General features: G+C 68.1%; 18 protein-coding genes. 7 read left to right on the forward strand and 11 right to left on the reverse strand.

Annotation, left to right across the window (positions count from 1 at the left end; translation table 11 throughout):
- Positions 1–4 precede the first annotated feature (4 nt).
- The gene (locus G394_RS0100460; protein ID WP_028575967.1) at positions 5–670 is read left to right on the forward strand and encodes a potassium channel family protein; all 666 of its coding nucleotides are present in this window, start codon (positions 5–7) and stop codon (positions 668–670) included.
- 206 nt (positions 671–876) lie between these two features.
- Positions 877–1,797: a L,D-transpeptidase family protein gene (locus tag G394_RS0100465; protein ID WP_028575968.1), complete on the forward strand. Its 921-nt coding sequence runs from the start codon at positions 877–879 to the stop codon at positions 1,795–1,797.
- Between the two features lies 1 nt (position 1,798).
- On the opposite strand, the gene G394_RS0100470 is transcribed toward G394_RS0100465, so the two are convergent.
- On the reverse strand, positions 1,799–2,119 hold the full coding sequence (locus G394_RS0100470) for a hypothetical protein (RefSeq protein ID WP_028575969.1): 321 nt from the start codon (positions 2,117–2,119) through the stop codon (positions 1,799–1,801).
- A 79-nt stretch (positions 2,120–2,198) separates the two neighbouring features.
- Between G394_RS0100470 and G394_RS19855 the strand changes: the two genes are divergently transcribed.
- From G394_RS19855 to G394_RS0100485, 3 genes are all read left to right on the forward strand, one after another.
- Positions 2,199–3,146 (forward strand): L,D-transpeptidase family protein, encoded by a 948-nt coding sequence (locus G394_RS19855; protein ID WP_051306836.1) that lies wholly within the window; start codon positions 2,199–2,201, stop codon positions 3,144–3,146.
- 99 nt (positions 3,147–3,245) lie between these two features.
- Positions 3,246–3,440, forward strand: a complete 195-nt coding sequence (gene tatA, locus G394_RS0100480; RefSeq protein ID WP_028575970.1) for a twin-arginine translocase TatA/TatE family subunit — start codon at positions 3,246–3,248, stop codon at positions 3,438–3,440.
- Positions 3,441–3,499: 59 nt separating this feature from the next.
- On the forward strand, positions 3,500–4,078 hold the full coding sequence (locus tag G394_RS0100485) for a DJ-1/PfpI family protein (RefSeq protein WP_028575971.1): 579 nt from the start codon (positions 3,500–3,502) through the stop codon (positions 4,076–4,078).
- Between the two features lie 72 nt (positions 4,079–4,150).
- Here G394_RS0100485 and hisC read toward each other — a convergent pair whose 3' ends face one another.
- The 9 genes from hisC to G394_RS0100530 are packed head-to-tail and all read right to left on the reverse strand — an operon-like array spanning position 4,151 to position 13,785.
- Positions 4,151–5,257, reverse strand: a complete 1,107-nt coding sequence (hisC, locus tag G394_RS0100490) for a histidinol-phosphate transaminase (protein WP_028575972.1) — start codon at positions 5,255–5,257, stop codon at positions 4,151–4,153.
- Positions 5,244–6,545 (reverse strand): hypothetical protein, encoded by a 1,302-nt coding sequence (locus G394_RS0100495; protein ID WP_028575973.1) that lies wholly within the window; start codon positions 6,543–6,545, stop codon positions 5,244–5,246. Before G394_RS0100495 ends, hisC begins: the two co-directional genes overlap by 14 nt.
- The gene (locus tag G394_RS0100500; protein WP_043774276.1) at positions 6,542–6,982 is read right to left on the reverse strand and encodes an ATP-binding protein; all 441 of its coding nucleotides are present in this window, start codon (positions 6,980–6,982) and stop codon (positions 6,542–6,544) included. The genes G394_RS0100495 and G394_RS0100500 overlap by 4 nt, the downstream gene beginning before the upstream one ends.
- Entirely contained in the window at positions 6,982–7,311 is a 330-nt protein-coding gene (locus tag G394_RS0100505) for an STAS domain-containing protein (protein ID WP_028575975.1), read from the reverse strand. Before G394_RS0100505 ends, G394_RS0100500 begins: the two co-directional genes overlap by 1 nt.
- Before the next feature lie 25 nt (positions 7,312–7,336).
- On the reverse strand, positions 7,337–9,271 hold the full coding sequence (locus G394_RS0100510) for a SpoIIE family protein phosphatase (RefSeq protein ID WP_028575976.1): 1,935 nt from the start codon (positions 9,269–9,271) through the stop codon (positions 7,337–7,339).
- The gene (locus G394_RS17345; RefSeq protein WP_043774278.1) at positions 9,268–10,215 is read right to left on the reverse strand and encodes an ABC transporter substrate-binding protein; all 948 of its coding nucleotides are present in this window, start codon (positions 10,213–10,215) and stop codon (positions 9,268–9,270) included. The genes G394_RS0100510 and G394_RS17345 overlap by 4 nt, the downstream gene beginning before the upstream one ends.
- Entirely contained in the window at positions 10,212–11,045 is an 834-nt protein-coding gene (locus tag G394_RS0100520) for an FAD binding domain-containing protein (RefSeq protein WP_028575977.1), read from the reverse strand. Before G394_RS0100520 ends, G394_RS17345 begins: the two co-directional genes overlap by 4 nt.
- On the reverse strand, positions 11,042–11,494 hold the full coding sequence (locus G394_RS0100525) for a (2Fe-2S)-binding protein (RefSeq protein ID WP_028575978.1): 453 nt from the start codon (positions 11,492–11,494) through the stop codon (positions 11,042–11,044). Before G394_RS0100525 ends, G394_RS0100520 begins: the two co-directional genes overlap by 4 nt.
- On the reverse strand, positions 11,491–13,785 hold the full coding sequence (locus G394_RS0100530; RefSeq protein WP_043774281.1) for a xanthine dehydrogenase family protein molybdopterin-binding subunit: 2,295 nt from the start codon (positions 13,783–13,785) through the stop codon (positions 11,491–11,493). Before G394_RS0100530 ends, G394_RS0100525 begins: the two co-directional genes overlap by 4 nt.
- 285 nt (positions 13,786–14,070) lie before the next feature.
- Between G394_RS0100530 and G394_RS0100535 the strand changes: the two genes are divergently transcribed.
- Both G394_RS0100535 and G394_RS0100540 read left to right on the forward strand, forming a co-directional pair.
- Positions 14,071–15,546: an AMP-binding protein gene (locus G394_RS0100535; protein ID WP_028575980.1), complete on the forward strand. Its 1,476-nt coding sequence runs from the start codon at positions 14,071–14,073 to the stop codon at positions 15,544–15,546.
- 34 nt (positions 15,547–15,580) lie between these two features.
- The gene (locus G394_RS0100540; protein WP_028575981.1) at positions 15,581–15,811 is read left to right on the forward strand and encodes a phosphopantetheine-binding protein; all 231 of its coding nucleotides are present in this window, start codon (positions 15,581–15,583) and stop codon (positions 15,809–15,811) included.
- Positions 15,812–15,841: 30 nt separating this feature from the next.
- Here the strand turns inward: G394_RS0100540 and G394_RS0100545 are convergent, their stop codons facing one another.
- The gene (locus G394_RS0100545; RefSeq protein ID WP_028575982.1) at positions 15,842–16,885 is read right to left on the reverse strand and encodes a hypothetical protein; all 1,044 of its coding nucleotides are present in this window, start codon (positions 16,883–16,885) and stop codon (positions 15,842–15,844) included.
- Positions 16,886–16,903 lie beyond the last annotated feature (18 nt).

The following is a 16,903-nucleotide window of genomic DNA, read 5'->3' on the forward strand; positions in this document are numbered from 1 at the left end:
AGCCATGAAGAAGGTGATCATCGTGGGCGGGGGAAAGGTCGGGACGCACCTGGCGACGCTGCTGCTGGCCGGGGGGCATCAGGTCCGGATCATCGAGCGCCATGCCGGGGAACTCCGGGCCTTGCACGAGGCGCTGCCGGCCGGGTGCGTCGTGACCGGCAGCGGCGCCGACCCGGCCGTGCTGGAGGCCACGGGAGTGAGAGACGCCGACGTCCTGGCGGCGGTGACCGGTACGGACGCCACGAACCTGGTGGCCACGAGCCTCGCGCGCTTTGAATTCAGCGTCCCGCGCACCATCGCCAGGGTCAAGGACCCGGCAAACGGCTGGATGTTCACGCCGGCCATGGGCGTGGACGCAGCCGTCAACCAGGCCGGGCTCATGGCCCAGCTCATCGCCGAGGAGATGTCCCTGGGCGGCATGACGACCCTGCTCAAGCTCTCCAAGGGCGATTGCTCCATCGTTGAGCAGACCGTGCACCCGCAGGCGCCGGCCGCGGGGAAGAGGATCGTGGAGCTTGCCTTCCCAGCCGAGTGCATCCTGGTCGCCGTGCTGCGTGGCGGGCAGATGGTCATCCCCCACGGCGAGACCGTGCTCGTGGCGGGCGACGAAGTCATCGCTCTGGTGCACAAGTCCGCGGCGCAGGGGCTGTCGCGGATTCTCGGGGAATGAGGGGCATTGCGAACGGCTGCGGTCCGGGACCGGGACAGCGGCGGCCGAGTCTGATAGGGTATGGTTGAAAACATGGCGGGAAAGAGCCGTCGGCTCGAAGCGAAAATTCCGGGACCGCAGCCGGGCCGCCCCCAAGCCCGCCGGTCCCGCGGCGCGTCCGGGCGCACACCGGCCCCGGCGTCCGTACTCCAGGGGATTGAGGAGACATGAAAAGAACCTGTTGCCCGTTCATCGCCGCATCGGCCCTCGTCTGGGTCCTGCTCGCGGTCTGCCCCTCGTGGGCCCTGCGCAGCTTCATGATGGAGCCCGAAACGGGCGTGTACGGCGTGACGCGCATGGTCCAGGCGCGGGAGCATGACACGCTCCTGGACATCGCCCGGGAGTTCGGCCTCGGGTACAACCAGATCGTGGCCGCCAACCCCGGCATTGATCCGTGGGTGCCGCGCGAGGGCAGCCTGGTGCGCCTGCCCCTGACCTTCGTGCCGCCGCGCGAGCATCCGGAAACGGGCATCGTCGTCAACTTGGCGGAGATGCGTCTGTATTATTTCTTTTCGAACGGGGGCCACGACTTCTTCTTCACCGCGCCCATCGGCATCGGCCGGGAAGGGTATCTGACGGAGTTGGGTGAGTACGCGGTCAAGAGCAAGACGGCCAACCCGACCTGGGTGGTGCCGGAGTCCATCCGCAGGGAGGAGCCCGACCTGCCGGCCGAGGTGCCGCCCGGGCCTGACAACCCCCTGGGGGATTTCGCCTTCCGGCTGTCGCGCAACCTCTACGCCATTCACGGCACCAACAAGCCGTGGGGGGTGGGGCGCCGGGTCAGCCACGGCTGCATCCGCATGTACCCCGAGGACGTGGGCGCGCTCTATCCGCTGGTGCCTGTCGGCGCCAAGGTGCTGGTCATCTACGAGCCCATCAAGTTCGGGTGGGGCGACGGGAAATTGTGGGTCCAGGTCTTCGAGGACTTCGACGGCAGGCTCGGCAATTCGCTGGCCAAGGTCATGGACGAGATGCTCTATTACGAGACGGCCATAGGACCTCTCGAACTCGACCGCGCGGCCCTGGACAGGGCCTTGGCCGAAAAGTCGGGAGTGCCTATGGCCGTGGCGCGCCCCAGGAAGGAGTGAGCTACTTCTTCAGGGACTTGTCGAAGATGCGTTCGGCCTTGAGGGCCGCGGCCTCGGCTCGTTCGGCCGCCATCTCGGCCTTGGTTGCGGACTGTTCCGCGCTAGCGGCTGCCTTTTCGAGGCGTACGCCCTGGGCTTCAAGCCGCTGGCTGGCGGCTTCGGCCCTGGCAGCCGCGGCCTTGGCCTCTTCGGCCGACTGGCGCGTGCTCTCCAGCAGGGCCCTGTCCTCCTTGCTCAGGTTGGCGCAGCCCGTGGCCCCAAACAGAAGCGCGGCAAGAAACAGTGTCATGGACAGTGTGAGAACCGTTTTTTTCGTCAACATCGTGCATCCTCCCATGCGTTGAGTGTTGCCGGTATCTTTTTAGGACTGTATGTTACTCCTCCACAATTTTAGAAGTCAATTGCTATTCCTCTTTCTGCTTGCTTTTTCCGCGTCCGGGCTGCAGGCGGCAGAGCCGTCGGCCCGGCGCATCGTGGTCGTGGACAAGGCTACGAGGGAGCTGACGCTGTACGTTGGGGGACGGCAGGCGGCCAGCTTTCCGGTCAGCTTCGGCGTGGACCCGGTGTCGGACAAGGTCCGGGCCCATGACCTGGCCACCCCGGAGGGACTGTATTCCATCTCGTACCACAAGAGCCAGACGCGCTTCCACCGCACCCTCGGCCTGTCCTATCCGAACTTGGTCGACGCCCAGCGGGGGCTGGCCTTGGGTCTGGTCTCCCCGGCGGCCTACAGGAGGATCCGCAAGGCGGTGCTCGCGTCCAGGCCGACTCCGTGCGACACGGGCCTCGGCTGCGCCATCGCCATCCACGGCGGAGGCGTCTCCAGGCAATTCGGCGAGTTTCGGGAGCGGGACTGGACCGAGGGCTGCATTGCCCTGGACAACCGGGACATGGAGAAGCTCTTCAACCTCTGCCGGGTCGGGGACCCGGTCCTCATCTTCAACGGCGCGCGGGGCCTGTTCGGCCTCGTCAGGCCCTTCACGCAGGTGCCGGACCTGGCCGACGACGGGCTGCCGGACTGCCCGGACGGGGTCTGCGCCTACGAGGCGCGGCTGCGGACGTGGCTCGGGCCGACCGGCGTGACCATCCGGGAGGGCGCGGGGTACGGCGTTTCCCTGGAAGTCGTGGTGTACGGGGAAGGGGGGGCGACGGTCCTGGCCGTGACGGACCGCAATGCCGACGGGGAAATCTCATTTCTGGACAGCGTCCGGGGCACGATGGCCGACGCGGCGGCCCCGGATTCGGCATACGCCCTGCTCAGGAGCGCCGTTCTCGTCGCCCTGTCGGGCGGCGAGATTCCCGTCGTGGGGGGCGGGCGAGAGCTTGCTGTTTTCGGGCACCTCGACTAGTTCGTGAGCACCGGCCCGCAGTGCGTTACTGCAACCATCTGCAGCGAATGCGCAGGCGGGGTTCGGGTCCAATCACCCTGTTTCGCCCGGGAGGCCTTCATGTTCGGCATAGGTGTTCAGGAACTTCTGATCGTTCTGGTCATCGCCCTGTTTGTCTTCGGAGGCAAGAACCTGCCCCGCATTGGGTCCGACATGGGACGGGCCCTCAGGAATTTCAAATCCGCCATAAATACGCCCGATCCCGTCGACATCGAGCCGGTGAAGGGACCGGAGGAAAACGGTCCCAAGGCCTGACGCTCTCTGCCGGTTTTCAGGCGTCGTCATCTTCACTCTCAACACGAGGAGATTTCGTCATGTCCAAGAAGATACTCATGCTGGTCGGCGACTATGTAGAGGATTACGAGGTCATGGTGCCGTTTCAGGCCCTGACCATGCTTGGCTATGCGGTGGAGGCCGTCTGTCCGGACAAGAAAGCCGGGGAGTTCGTGCGCACCTCCATCCACGACTTCGAGGGGGACCAGACCTACAGCGAGAAGCGCGGCCACAACTTTACGCTGAACAAGGATTTCGCCGCCGTGGACACCGCCGAGTACGTCGGCCTGGTCGTGCCGGGCGGTCGCGCCCCGGAATACATCCGCCTCAACCCGCGCGTCCTTGAGATCGTGCGCGAGTTCAACGCGGCCGGCAAGCCCATTGCGGCCATCTGCCACGGCCCCCTGGTCCTGGTCACGGCCGGCGTGCTGCAAGGCAAGAGCTGCTCGGCCTACCCGGCCTGCGGCCCTGACGTGACCTGCGCCGGCGGCCGGTACGCCGACATCGCCCTGGACAAGGCCCACGTCGACGGCAACCTGGTTACGGCCCCGGCCTGGCCCGCGCACCCGGACTGGATCGCCAAGTTCGCGGCGCTTCTGGGCGCGAAGATCTCCATTTGATCAGTTTTTTCCCGACGGGGCGGCCAGGTCCGCTCCGTCGGGACCTCGGCCTGCAACGCCGCTTTTTACCATTCAGGGGCGCAGCACGTCCCGCATGGCCCCGCAGAATTCCTCCATCGCCTCCTCCTGCGCGATACTTACCCTGATCCAGCCCGGAAAACGGAACCCCGTCATGGTCCGGATCATGATCCCCCTGGCCATGAGCTTGCGGTACAGCAGGGTGTCGGCCACCGGCACGCGGATCATGACGAAGTTTCCCTCCCCGCACTGGCACGCCAGATTCAGCTCCCCGCATAGGGCCTTTATCCTGTCCTTGCCCGCGGCCACCATGGCGCGCGTCCGGGTGATGAACGGCCCGTCGTTCTCCAGGGCCGCCGCCGCGGCCTGCTGGGCGAGGGAGTTGACGGAATAGACGACGTGGGTGCGGCGCACGATGTCGACCACGGCCGGGGAACCGCACAGGTAGCCGATGCGCAGGGCCGCCAGGGCGTACATCTTCGAGAAGGTGCGAAAGACGATCAGGTTGGGGTACTCGTCCAGGAGGTTCATGCCGTTGGGGAAACCGGGCTGGTCCACGTATTCGAAATACGCTTCGTCCAGCACCACGATCTGCCGGCCGTTCACCGCGTCCAGGAAGCGGCGCAGGGTCCCCGTGTCCCACCAGGTGCCCGTGGGGTTATTGGGGTTGCAGACAAAGAGGATTTTGGTGCGTTCGTCGCGGGCCGCGAGCATTCCCTGGGCGTCGAACCCGAAATCCCTGAGCGGGACCAGGCGGGCCGTGATGCCGGAAAATTCGGCCACCCATTCGTAGACCGCGAAGGTCCTGTCTGCGGTGACGATGGTGTCGCCCTCGACGCAGAAGGCCTTGATGACGCTGGTGATGAGTTCGCAGGAGCCGTTGCCGACGAGGAACTGGTCCGGCGATTTGCCGAAGCGTCCGGCCAGGATTTGCCGCAGGACGTAGGCGTCGCCGCTGGGGTAGATGGGGGCCAGGCGGGGCGGGAAGCCCTGCACGATGCGGGCGGCTTCGGGCGGGGGGCCGAGTGGGTTCTCGTTGTTGTTGAGCCGGTGCAGGTGGTCGACGTGGAAAAGCCGCATCAGCTCCTGGTCCGGCCTGCTCGGCGTGTAGACCTCGAAGCGCCGGACGTGGGCCGGCACCAGGCGTTCAAGATCCAGCATGCTGCAGCACCACCATGTCCGCCTGTCCCGCGTGGGGGAGCAGGACGCGAGGCTCGAAACCGTTTTCCAGAAAGGCCGGAGCCAGGGCCGCCTGCCAGCCAAAGGCCAGATCCAGATGAGCCAGGATGTTGCGGTACCCTTCGGACTGGAGCAGCTGGACGTGCCCGCGCACGGTGGCGGAGGCATCCTCGCCGTCGAGCATGGGGATGATCACCGCCTGGCTGGCTTCGGGTCGGATGGACGTGGCGAAGACCGAGCGCCCGGCCACCTGTTCTCCCTGCCGGGAGGTGGGATGGATGTCGCGCACGAGGAAAAGCCGGTCGTACGTCTCCCGCAGGAAGCTTTCGAGGGCCGGGTGGGTCCATACCGCCAGGCCGTTGTCCTCGCGCATGTCCCGATACCAGACCGGAAGGGGGTCCGGCGTGCCGTCGGCCTGGGCCAGGGGCAGGGTCCCCAGCAGTTCGGCTTCACCCTCGGGCAGGTCTTCCGTGGGCATCTGGCTCAGGATGACCGCAACGGGGGTCCGGGCCACGGCGCCGACGAGGCGTTCCGTCAGGCCTCGCGCGATGGCGGCCCTCTCCCGGGTGAAGACGTACGGTCCGCAGAAGGAGACGCTGGTGGCGGACAGCGGTTCCCAGGTCATCAGGCCGCAGGCCGTGCCGCCGCGGTCCAGGGCCAGGACGCCGCACAGCTCGCCGCCCCGGATCCGGTCGACCACCTTGCCCGGGGTCCTGAAGGCCGGAGGCACGAGGCGCTGGGGGTAGAGAGCCGCCGTCAGGGCGCAGGCCTCCTTGATCAGGCTCGGCTCGTCGGCCGGTACGAACGTCACCTCGCCGCGGGGAGCGAAGCGTTCCGCCTCCCGGCTTTCGATGCCCGGATAGGCGCGGTCCATGCGCAGGCGCAGGGTCACGTTTGCGCCGTCGCGGTGCGCCTCGAAGCCGTCGCTCATGCGCGCGGCCAGGAGCAGGCCCATGGCCTGCAGGTTGTCCTCGGCGCAGGCGTCCCCGCACGCGGTGATGTTCATGGCCCAGAGGTCGGCGTCGCGGGCCGTGAAGGAAAACCGCGTGTCGACGTGGCTCGCGCCGGGTTCGAGACGCAGTTCGAGGGGCGCCTTGGGGGCCAGTTCGGCGAGGTAGGCCAGCAGTTCCTCCACGGCCATGGTCAGGCGCAGGGCCTTGCCGTGGTCGAGGCCGAAAACCGCGCCGCACTGCTCGGCCACGCCCTGGACCATCGGAATCCAGGCCGAGTCCGCGTGCAGCTTCAGGGTGATGGTCTTTTCGCGTGTCATCTGCGGCCATCCTTTGTCAGGGCGAAGCAGGCCCTGAATTCGTTCATGTCGCCGTGGCGGCGGTAGGTGCATTCGTCGGCCAGTTCCCGGACCAGGAAGATGCCCAGGCCGCCCGGCTCCCGTTCGTCGAGCCCTGCTTCCAGGTCAGGGGCCTCGCGGCCGAGGGGGTCGAAGGCCACGCCCCAGTCGCGCAGGATCAGGCAGAAGCGGGCCCCATTCGGGGTGAGCATGCAGTCCACCTCCATGTCGCCTCCGCCTTGGGGGTAGGCGTAGCTGCCGACGTTGACCACCAGTTCCTCGACCACAAGTTCGAGCCTGGCAGCCAGTTCGGCGCCGAGGCCCAGGCTGGCGCCCCGGCTGCCGACAAAGTCCTGGACCAGGGCGAGGCTTTCGAGGGTGGCCGGGATGCGCAGGCAGACGGCCCCTGTCGTTTCCATCACCCCTCCAGGGCCGCGTCCGCGGACGGGTGGATCGTGAACAGCTTCAGGAATCCTGAAACCCTGAAGACCTCGTCCACCATGCCGGACAGGCCGCAGAAGGAGAGGCTGCCGCCGGCGGCCTTGAGGCGCTTGCCGGCGGCCAGGATGCTGCGGAGTCCGGCGGAGCTGATGTACTCGAGCCCGGTCAGGTCCGCGACGTGCGTCGTGCACCCCTGTCCGAGCAGTTCCGTGCAGGCGGACTCGAAACGGGGGGCGGAGACGGCGTCCATGCGGCCGGTGCAGGTGAGCAGCGCTTTTGTCCCGACGGTCCGGGTCTGGATATCCATGGTTGTCTCCTTGTGATGGTGAAGGTCACTGCTGGCCGGGGCCGAGATAGCGCAGGGCGAGCATGGTGATGTCGTCCGACTGCTCCGCGTCGCCGGCCCAGGCGGTGACCGATGCGGACACGGCCCGGACCAGGTCGCGCGCTCCGGCGCGGGCATGTCCGGCCACGGTTTCCAGGAGGCGGTCGTCCGAGTACAGTTCGAGGTTCGGGTTCATGGCTTCGCTCACCCCGTCGGTGGAGAGGAAGAGCGCGTCGCCGGGGACAAGGTCGAGGGTGCCGGTGCTGTAGTCGATGTCCGGCATGGCCCCGGCCATGGGCTCCTCCATGCCGGCGATCCGCTCCGGGGGGAGCCCGGCGCGCAGCAGCAGTGGGGAGGGATGCCCGGCGTTGCCGTATACGAGCCTGCCCGTGCGCGTGTCCAGGACGGCCAGGAAGAGGGTCACGAACATGCACGAGTCGTTGTCCGCGGCCAGCTCGTCGTTGACTCTGGCCAGGATGCGGCCCGGCTCCGGCTCGCGCTCGGCCACGGCCTTGATCAGGGTCTTGGTCACGGCCATGAAGAAGGCTGCGGGCACGCCCTTGCCCGAAACGTCGCCCACCAGGAAGCAGAAGCGGTGCTCGCCGATGAAGAAGAAGTCGTAGAGGTCTCCGCCCACTTCCCGCGCGGGCAGGATGGAGGCGAAGACATCCAGTTCGGTCCTGTCGGGGAAGGGCGGGAAGGTCTTGGGCAGGATGCCCATCTGGATGTCGTGGGCGATGCGCAGCTCGGACTCGATGCGTTCCTTGGCGGCGGTGGTCTCGGTCAGGTTGGCGATGTGTTTTTTGACGGACTCCCGCATGCGTTCGAAGGAGGCGGCCAGATCGCCCACCTCGTCGCCCGGGGCGATGAACGGCATGGGCTGGTCGAGATCGCCCCCGGCGATGCCTGCCGCCGCACCGGTCAGGATGCGCAAGGGGCGGGTGATGGAGCCCGAGACCAGCAGGACCACCCCGGCCAGGACCGCGAACCCCGCCAGGCCGATGCCGGCCATGACGCGGGTCAGCCGGTTCACGCCGGCCAGCAGCTCGTCCCTGGGCAGCACCACGCCGAGGGACCAGTGCTCGTCCGGCAACGGCTGGAAGGAAACGTAGGCGGCGCCCACTCCGGGGAAGTCGGAAAATTCGACGAACCCGGACCTGCCGGAGACCATCTCCGTGCCGAGTTCCCGCAGGGGCGGGTGGTTCAGCTCCTCGGCATGGGTGAAGATCGTCTCGTTCATGATCAGTTCCGCGTCGGGGTGGGCGATGTAGGCCCCGTAGCGCGAGAGCAGAAAGATGTGCCCGTTGTCCGAGACCCGGATGGAGGCGATCATGCGCTGCAGCCAATCGAGGTTGACATCGGCCGTGACGACGCCCGTGAGCTGCAGCCCGCGCGGCGTGACCCGCGCGAAGGGGGCGGAGTAGGTGACCATGAGGGCTTTGCCGCCGCCCTCGTCGAAATAGGGCTCGGTCCAGATGGGCTGGTTGAGCTCCCTGGCCAGCTGGTACCAGTCCATGGCGAAGTAGTTGTAATCCGCTCCGCCCAGGGTGGTGGAGGTGACGTGGCTTTCCTGCCTGAAGGAGAAGGGGGCGAAGAACCGGCGGCCGGCTTGAAAGGCGTGGGGCTCGAAAGCGATGGCCGAGCCGAAGATGCCGGGGTTGCTGAAGAGGATGCGGCGGGTCAGGTCGCGCAGCTCGCTTTCCCGCATGTCCGCGTCCTCCAGGGTGGCGGCCACGGTTTCCGTGACCTTGGCCGTGGCCTTGAGCTGGGCGCTGATGCGGCCGGCCGTGGACTGTGCCAGTAGCGCCCCGTTTTCGCGGGCCATGTCGACCATGGTCCGTCTGGAGGACTCGAAGGCGTAACCCGCCACGAGGACGACGATAACCGTGACGCAGGCCAGGATCAGCAGCGACAGGCGGGTGGCGATGGCCATGCGTCTCATGGCCCTGGCTCCATGACGAAATCCGCGTAACCGGGCGGGTCGGAGATGAAACCCTGTTCCACGAGGGCGGCGGTCGCGGCCTCGAAGTCGGCGCGGTCCAGGTTCAGGCGCGGGGCTCCCCCGGCCAGGATGATGTCCTGCATGCGTGCCAGCATCCAGCGCTGGTGGGCCCGGTTGGCCCTGACCTTGTGCTCCTTCATGCGCCGGACGACCAGTTCCAGGGCCTCTTCGGGATGGGCGAAGACGTAGGCCCACCCTTCCAGGGTGGCCTGGGCCACGGCCCGCGCCGCAGCCGGGTCGCGCTCGTAGGTCTCGCGCAGGCAGTAGAGCCCGTCCTCCGGGAAGTTGAGGTCCAGGTCGCGGAAAAAGAAGGCGGTCATGTCCTTTTCGTTCAGGCCGTAGGACATGAGGGTGTGGTATTCGTTGTACCACATGGCCGACACGGCATCGAGGCCGCCGCGCATGAAGAGGTCCATGGACGGCGCCTGCTCCACGACCTCCACCTTGATGCCGAGGCGCTTGAACAGGGCGCGGGGCTGGATCTGGAAATCCGGACCCCACATGCCCACGCGCCGCCCCTGCAGGTCGTTCAGGGAGCGCACGCCCGAGTCCGTGCGGGCCACGAGCATCAGGGCCGACTGGTGCACGATCTGGCCGATGTGGACCAGGTTCATGCCGGAGGCACGCCGTTCGAGGGCCGTGGACAGGAACATGGTCGCGAATTCGGCCCGGCCTTCGGCCAGATGCCGGGAGACGTTGACGTCCGGGCCGCCTGGCACAATTTCCAGGTCGACTCCGCGGCGGGCGTAGAAGCCTTTCTCCTCGGCCATGAGAAAGCCCGCGAACTGGGCCTGGGGCAGCCAGTGCAGGACCAGACGCTGCGTCCCGGCCTGTGCCGCCCCGCAGAGGACGACGAAAAGGACCGTCAGGAGGGCCGCCCTCATGGCCGGTGTGCCTCGAGACGCAGAAGCAGGTTGGCGGCCACCTGCCGCCTGTAGTCGGCCGTGGCGCGGACGTCGCTGACGGGGTGCACCGCAACTTGCACCAGTTCGGCCGCTTGCGTCAGGTTGTCCGCGGTCAGTTCACGTCCGGCCAGCCACTCCTCGGCTTCGCGGCAGCGCAGCACCGTGGGGGCGACGCTGCCCAGGGCCAGGCTGATACGGCGGATGCGCCCTCCATCCAGTTCGAGGCAGGCCGCCAGGCTGGCCACGCTGATGGCCAGGGCCCGTCTCCGGCCCATCTTCTCGAAGTGCTGGATGGCTCCGGAGTCCGGCAGCGGGACGCACACGGCGGCGAGGATTTCGCCGGGCCGCAGGACCGTCCTCCCCGGTCCGGTGATGAAATTTTCCACGGGCACGGCGCGAGTCGAGGCCTGGGAGGCGAGTTCGAGGGTCGCCCCCAGGGCGTACAGGGCGGGCAGCGTGTCGCCAGCCGGTGAGGCGGTGCAGATGTTGCCGCCAAGGGTGGCCTGGTTGCGCACCAGGGGGGAGCCGAGCTGGCGGACGGCCGCGCCCAGCAGGGGCAGCCCGGCGGCGATGTCCTCGGATTCGAGCAGTTCCGTCAGGGTCGTGGCCGAGCCGATGCGCACGATACGGCCGGACACGGACACGCCGCGCAGGGCCGGGATGCGTTCCAGGCAGCAGATGGGGCCGGCCGGCAGACTGGCGCGGAGCCTGACAAGGAGGTCCGTGCCCCCGGCCATGACCCGGGCCTGCGGGTCATCCAGGAGGGGCCACAACGCGTCCAGGGAGGTGGGCAGATGCACGCGCCTCATCGTCCGGCCTTTTCCACGGCGTCGAGGATGCGCGAGTAGCCCGTGCAGCGGCACAGGTTCCCGGACAGCCCCTCGCGGATGTCGTCCCTGGACGGGTCGGGGTTGCGGGCCAGCAGGTCCGCCGCCGCCACGACCATGCCCGGCGTGCAGAATCCGCACTGCACGGCCCCGTGCTCGGCGAAGGCACGCTGCAGCGGGTGCGGCCGGTCCGGCGTCCCCAGCCCCTCGATGGTGGTCAGGGCCGCGCCGTCGAGCTGGGCGGCGAGGGTCAGGCAGGACAGCCGGGCCCGGCCGTTCATCAGGACCGCGCAGGCCCCGCATTCGCCGGTGCCGCAGCCTTCCTTGGTTCCGGTCAGGCCGAGGTCTTCGCGGATGATGTCCACGGCCCGCTCGTCCCCCCGCACGTCGCGCTCCACGTCCCGGCCGTTGAGGCTGAAATGGATGATCATGCCCGTGCTCCGGCTGAAAGAAGGTGCAGCACCGTTTCCGGTGTTATGGGGGCCCGGACCGCGTATCCCCCCAGGGCGTCGGACAGGGCCGAGGCCACGGCCGGGAGGGGCCCGTTCAGGCCTACCTCGCCGACGCCCTTCATGCCGAAGGGGCCGCTGTGCTCCAGGGTTTCCACGGCCAGGGAACGCGTGTCCGGCAGGTCCATGCAGGTGGGGATGAGATACGTGGACAGGTCCTGGGTGCCGACTTGGCCCTCCGAGGTCGCGAAGTCCTCCATCAGCGCGAAGCCCAGCCCCTGGGCGACGGCGCCCTCGATCTGCTGGTGGAAATTCTGCGGGTTGAGGACGCGCCCGCCGTCCGTGGCGGCCAGGTAGTCGCAGATCCGGATCGCGCCCGTCAGTTCGTCGATTTCGATCCGCACGAGGTGGGCCGCGTAGGGGAAGATGAGATGCGGGAAGCCCAGGGCGAAGTCCTTGCCCGTGTCCGGCACCTCGCGGGACACGGGCATGAGGTATTCGGCCACGCAGATGCGGTCGTCGCGCGTGAGCATGGCGCCCAGGGCGGACAGGGGCAGCTCCCGGCCCGTGGGCAGGTGCCGGACCGCGCCGGGCACCAGGGCGAAGCCGCCGGGTTCGTCGATCATCAGCGCCAGCGCGGCGCGGCGGATCAGCTTGGAAGCCATGAGTTCGCAGGCCTGGATCAGGGCCTTGCCGAAGGTGTAGGTCGTGCGTCCGGCCGCGGCCGATCCCGACGGGTGGGCCAGTTCCGTGTCCGGCTGTACGACGCGCAGGCGGCCAGCATCCTGGCAGAGGGTCTCCCCCGCGATCTGGGCGTAGGTGGAGGCGTTGCCCTGTCCCATGTCGCTCACGCCGCTGTAGATGGTGAAATGTCCTTCGGGCGTGAGTTCGATCTTGGCGATGGCGTTGTCGGCCAGCCCCCGGCCGTAGCCCATGCCGTTGAACACGGCGGCGACGCCCACGCCCCGGCGCGTGAAGCGGGGGGCGGCCTTTTTCCAGGCCTGCCTGGAGGTCCAGAGTTCGTCTTCGCGCAGGCGGCGCAGGCATTCGTCCAGCCCCGTGGAGGAGGTCAGGGTCACGCCGGAGCAGTTGCGGTCCCCCCGGCGCAGGGCGTTCTGGCGGCGCAGGTCCAGACGGTCCCGGCCGAGGCGGTCGGCCAGGCGGTCCATCATGCCCTCGAAGGCGAAGCTGACCTGGGCCACGCCGAAGCCCCGGAAGGCTCCGGCCACGGGGTTGTTGGTGTACACGCACCAGCCCCTGCAATCCATGCTGCCGATCCGGTACGGCCCGGCGGCGTGCTCCATGCCCAGTTCCATGATCTCGCCGCCCAGGTGGGCGTAGGCGCCGCTGTCGTACCACAGCCGGCAGCGCAGGGCTTCGAGGGTGCCGTCGGCCATTGCCCCCAGGGTGTACTCCATGCGCGCGGCATGACGCTTGTACCCGGCCAGGAAGCTCTCCTCGCGGTCCCACCACATCTTGATCCACCGCCCCGGCAGGCGCATGGCGGCCAGGCCCAGCAGGCACTGCACCGTGCTGCCGTCCTTGCCCCCGAACCCTCCGCCCAGAAAGGGGCTCTCGATGCGGATCTTCCATGGCGCAAGGCCCAGGGCGTGGCCGATCTCGAAGCGGTCCCGAAACGGCGCCTGGGTGGAAACCGTCAGGTGGAGGAGGCCGTCCTCGTCCATGCGGGCCAGGCCGTTTTCCGTTTCCAGAAAGGCGTGGGCCTGGGAGGGGGTGAAAAAGGTGTCCTCAAGGATCACGTCACATTTTTTTAAGGAGGCTTCGGCGTCTCCCTTGAGGATTTCGGCGGCCAGCAGCAGGTTGGAGCCGTGACCTTGATGGAGCAGGGGGGCGTTTTCGGCCAGGGCGGCGTCCACGTCGCAGACGGCGGGCAGGGGGTCGATGCTCACGCGGACGAGTTCGAGGGCCCTGCGCAGCACGTCGCGGCTGTCCGCCACCACCAGTGCCACCGGGTCCCCGGCGTGACGGACCCTGCTGCCGCACAGCACGGGCATGTCCTTGTGCACGATGCCCTGACGGTTGGCGCCCGGAACGTCGGCCCGGGTCAGCACCCGGTGTACTCCCGGAAGGCTCGCGGCCCGGGCCGTGTCGATCTCGCGGATCAGGCCGTGGGGGATGCCGGCGCGCCGGACCCCGGCCCAGAGCATGCCTGGCGGGTAGTGATCCGTGCTGAAACGCTCGGCTCCGCAGGCCTTGGACAGGGCGTCCAGGCGCGGGCGGGCGGGGCCGATGTCGTAGGGTCCGTGTGGCATGGACGCTCCTTGATGGAAAAACTGAAAAACTCTGCGAAAAAAAAACGCTTTCTGTCAACACAAGGCCCGAAGCGCCCCGTGCGCGGTGCCCGTTCAGGTCACCCGCCGCAGACTGCCGTCATTGTGCGGACCGCGGAAAGCATGTACGTGACAATGCGCCGCACGGCCTTGCCGCCGGCAGGCCCCGGCGCCTCGCCATGGGCGGGGCCGAACGTCGCTCAATACGGTCACGGAAGCCCGGCGGCAACGCCCGTTCCGATCAAGGGGTGCGTAAAGGGGGAATTCATGGATTCGAACTGTGTCTTGTCCATTCTCGAAGGCCACGCGGAGCGACACCCGTCCAAGGCCGCACTGATTTATGAAGGGCGGCGGGTGAGCTACGACCGGCTGGTGCGGGACATCCGCGCCCTGGCCGGTGAGCTGCTGCGCAGAGACGTGGCCCCGGGCGACAGGGTGGCCCTGCTGCTGCCGGACAGCCCTGCCCTGGTGGAGTGGTTTCTGGCCGCCCTGGCGGTCGGGGCCGTGGCCGTGCCCATCAACGAGCGCGTCAGTCTGGCCGACCGGGAGTTCATCCTGCACGACGCCGGGCCCCGTCTGCTCGTGCTCGGCGCCGGGCGGGGCCACGACACGTCCTGGCCTGGGCCGGTCCTGGAAACCGATCCAGGCGAACCCGCCAGCCGGATGGATGAGGCTTCCGCTCCATTGATTAATGCCGCCGGCGGGAACAACTCCGGGTTTATGCTCTATACGTCCGGCTCGACGGGAAGACCCAAGGGCGTGCCGCAGGCCGGCGACGTCCTGGCCGTGCCGCTACGCACCTTTGCCCCCTGCGTGCTGGGCGACGCGTCAGGCGACATTTTCCTGTCCTCCAGCAAAATGCCCTTTGCCTACGGACTGGGCGTCCAGATCGGACTGGCCCTGGGGGTGGGCGCGACCCTGGTCCTGCTCCCCGGGCCGCCGGATCCGGAAGAGATCATGGGCCTTGTGGCCAGGCACCGGGTCAGCGTCTTCTTTTCCGTTCCCACGGTCTACCAGTCCCTGCTGCGCGCGCGTTCGGGCGGGGAGGACATGTCGTCCCTGCGTCTGTGTTATTCGGCGGGGGAGGCGCTGCCCGCCCCCGTGTTCACGGAGGTGCGGGACTGGCTCGGGGTGGACATTCTCGACGGACTGGGCACAACCGAATCGGGCTTCGTCTTCCTGTCCAACCTGCCGGGGTCGGCTCTCGCCGGAACCCTGGGCCGCGTTGTGCCCGGCTACGCGGTCCGTCTTGTGGACGAGCGGGGCGACGACGTCCCTTCGGGTACGCCCGGACGCCTGCGCGTGCGCGGTCAGGGCCTGGCCAGGGGTTACTGGAACCGGCCCGAGTCCACGGCCAAGGCCATGCTGCCGGGAGGCTGGCTCGAAACCGGCGACTTGTGCGTGGAGGAGGACGAGTTCTACCGGTACCAGGGCCGGGCCGACGACATGATCAAGTCGGGCGGGCTGTGGGTTTCGCCGATCCTGGTCGAGGACTGCCTGCAGACGCACCCGGCCGTGGCCGAGTGCGGCGTCGCCCGCTGCACGCTGCACGGCCTGGACTACCCGGCGGCCTTTGTGGTGCCCCCGGCCGGGGTCGAAGCCGACGGCAGGCTGGTCCAGGCCTTGCGCCGCCACGTCCGCGAGCGTCTCCCCAAACACATGGTCCCGGCCATGGTCGAGTTTCTGCCGTCCCTCCCGCGCACGGCCACCGGCAAGATCCAGCGTCACAAATTGCGGCGCTGAGGCCGCTGTCACCAGTTACACCAAGGAGATGACCATGACTGTCACCCGCGAAGAGTTGCTCGATCTTTTCCTGGACGCCGGCGTTGAGCCGGATGTCGTCGACGGGCTCGACCCCAGCCTGGCCCTGGCCAGGCAGGGCGTCGATTCCGTCGATTACCCGGCCATCCTGCTGGCCATCGCGGACCGGTTCAAGGTCAGCATCAGCGAAAAAGAGGCGTGCGAGCTGAAGACCCTCGAAGATTTCGAGAAGCGTCTGAACAGGTAGGCTGCGGGCCGGGGAGACCCGGCCCGGTTTTCAGGTTGCCAGGGACTCCCGGTCGGCCCGGATGAAGGCGAGCAGTTTCTTGGCCTCGTCGCCAAGGAGCCTGGGCAGGGAGAAGTCCGGCTCGGCTGGGAGCTTCTGCAGCAGGAGCACGTCGGTGCCAGTCCAGAGCGGGAGCACGCCGGCGTAGAAATAGCCCCGTGCGCGGGCCGTTTCCACGGCTTCCGGCAGGGCCGGATGGGCCAGCGGCAAGTGCAGGTGGTACGCGTGGCGGCCCGGGTGACGGGTTTCGAAGGCGTCGATGGCGGCCTGCAAGTCCGTCCCCGGTTCGTGGACCAGGAGCTTGGCCAGGGACGCCGCATCCATGGCGGTCGCGGTGCAGCGGGTCGGTCCGGTGGCCGGCAGGGGTACGCCCGGACTGCGCTCCAGTCCTGCCGCGGCGTAGATGCCCTGGATGAACCGGGCGTAGCGCTTGGGCAGGTGGACGGTGTGTGGTTGGTCGCGGAAGATGCGCATGGCGTTGAGGAGCGAAATCCGGCCGCCGACCCCGTCGATGCTCTCCTCGGGCCTTGGCGGCATGGCTTCCAGTTCCATGGCGTAGTAGCCGTAGGCGAATTTCCGCACCATCTTCTGCGTGCTCAGCAGGTCGCATACGCACTGTCCGAACACGGCGTTGAGGCCGAGCTCCTGCGGCAGGGTGTCGATCGTCGCCGCGGTCAGGTTCACGGCCAGGAAACCGCTACGGTACCCGGGCAGGACCATGAGCCCCCCCGATTCCATGATGCCCTCGAAAGGGGCGGCCCGGAACAGGGCCGAAACTCCGACCACGTCTCCGGACGGGGTGCGAGCCACGTACTGGTACAGGTCCGGCCCCGCGTTCGCGGCCGCGATGCTGGCCGGGTCGTAGACATAGTCCAGGGGGAAGTTCTCCCCGTAGACGGCGAAATACAGCCGGGCGACGCCCTCGGCGTCCTCGGGCCTGAACGGGGCGATCTTCACGTCCTGTCCGGGTTCGATGGCCCTGGGGGTGGCGCGGAGCCAGTCCAGGCATTCCTGTCGGGTTCTGGTGGGGTGCATCGGGTTTGTTCCTTGGCG

Origin of the sequence: Desulfomicrobium escambiense DSM 10707, assembly GCF_000428825.1 — a bacterium.
GTDB lineage: Bacteria > Desulfobacterota > Desulfovibrionia > Desulfovibrionales > Desulfomicrobiaceae > Desulfomicrobium > Desulfomicrobium escambiense.

Bases quoted from the DNA above. Each gene is read 5' to 3' on its own strand.
- G394_RS0100460 (WP_028575967.1), top strand. From the start codon at position 5: ATGAAGAAGGTGATCATCGTGGGCGGGGGAAAGGTCGGGACGCACCTG.
- G394_RS0100465 (WP_028575968.1), top strand. From the start codon at position 877: ATGAAAAGAACCTGTTGCCCGTTCATCGCCGCATCGGCCCTCGTCTGG.
- G394_RS0100470 (WP_028575969.1), bottom strand. From the start codon at position 2,119: ATGTTGACGAAAAAAACGGTTCTCACACTGTCCATGACACTGTTTCTT.
- tatA (WP_028575970.1), top strand. From the start codon at position 3,246: ATGTTCGGCATAGGTGTTCAGGAACTTCTGATCGTTCTGGTCATCGCC.
- G394_RS0100485 (WP_028575971.1), top strand. From the start codon at position 3,500: ATGTCCAAGAAGATACTCATGCTGGTCGGCGACTATGTAGAGGATTAC.
- hisC (WP_028575972.1), bottom strand. From the start codon at position 5,257: ATGCTGGATCTTGAACGCCTGGTGCCGGCCCACGTCCGGCGCTTCGAG.
- G394_RS0100495 (WP_028575973.1), bottom strand. From the start codon at position 6,545: ATGACACGCGAAAAGACCATCACCCTGAAGCTGCACGCGGACTCGGCC.
- G394_RS0100500 (WP_043774276.1), bottom strand. From the start codon at position 6,982: ATGGAAACGACAGGGGCCGTCTGCCTGCGCATCCCGGCCACCCTCGAA.
- G394_RS0100505 (WP_028575975.1), bottom strand. From the start codon at position 7,311: ATGGATATCCAGACCCGGACCGTCGGGACAAAAGCGCTGCTCACCTGC.
- G394_RS0100510 (WP_028575976.1), bottom strand. From the start codon at position 9,271: ATGAGACGCATGGCCATCGCCACCCGCCTGTCGCTGCTGATCCTGGCC.
- G394_RS17345 (WP_043774278.1), bottom strand. From the start codon at position 10,215: ATGAGGGCGGCCCTCCTGACGGTCCTTTTCGTCGTCCTCTGCGGGGCG.
- G394_RS0100520 (WP_028575977.1), bottom strand. From the start codon at position 11,045: ATGAGGCGCGTGCATCTGCCCACCTCCCTGGACGCGTTGTGGCCCCTC.
- G394_RS0100525 (WP_028575978.1), bottom strand. From the start codon at position 11,494: ATGATCATCCATTTCAGCCTCAACGGCCGGGACGTGGAGCGCGACGTG.
- G394_RS0100530 (WP_043774281.1), bottom strand. From the start codon at position 13,785: ATGCCACACGGACCCTACGACATCGGCCCCGCCCGCCCGCGCCTGGAC.
- G394_RS0100535 (WP_028575980.1), top strand. From the start codon at position 14,071: ATGGATTCGAACTGTGTCTTGTCCATTCTCGAAGGCCACGCGGAGCGA.
- G394_RS0100540 (WP_028575981.1), top strand. From the start codon at position 15,581: ATGACTGTCACCCGCGAAGAGTTGCTCGATCTTTTCCTGGACGCCGGC.
- G394_RS0100545 (WP_028575982.1), bottom strand. From the start codon at position 16,885: ATGCACCCCACCAGAACCCGACAGGAATGCCTGGACTGGCTCCGCGCC.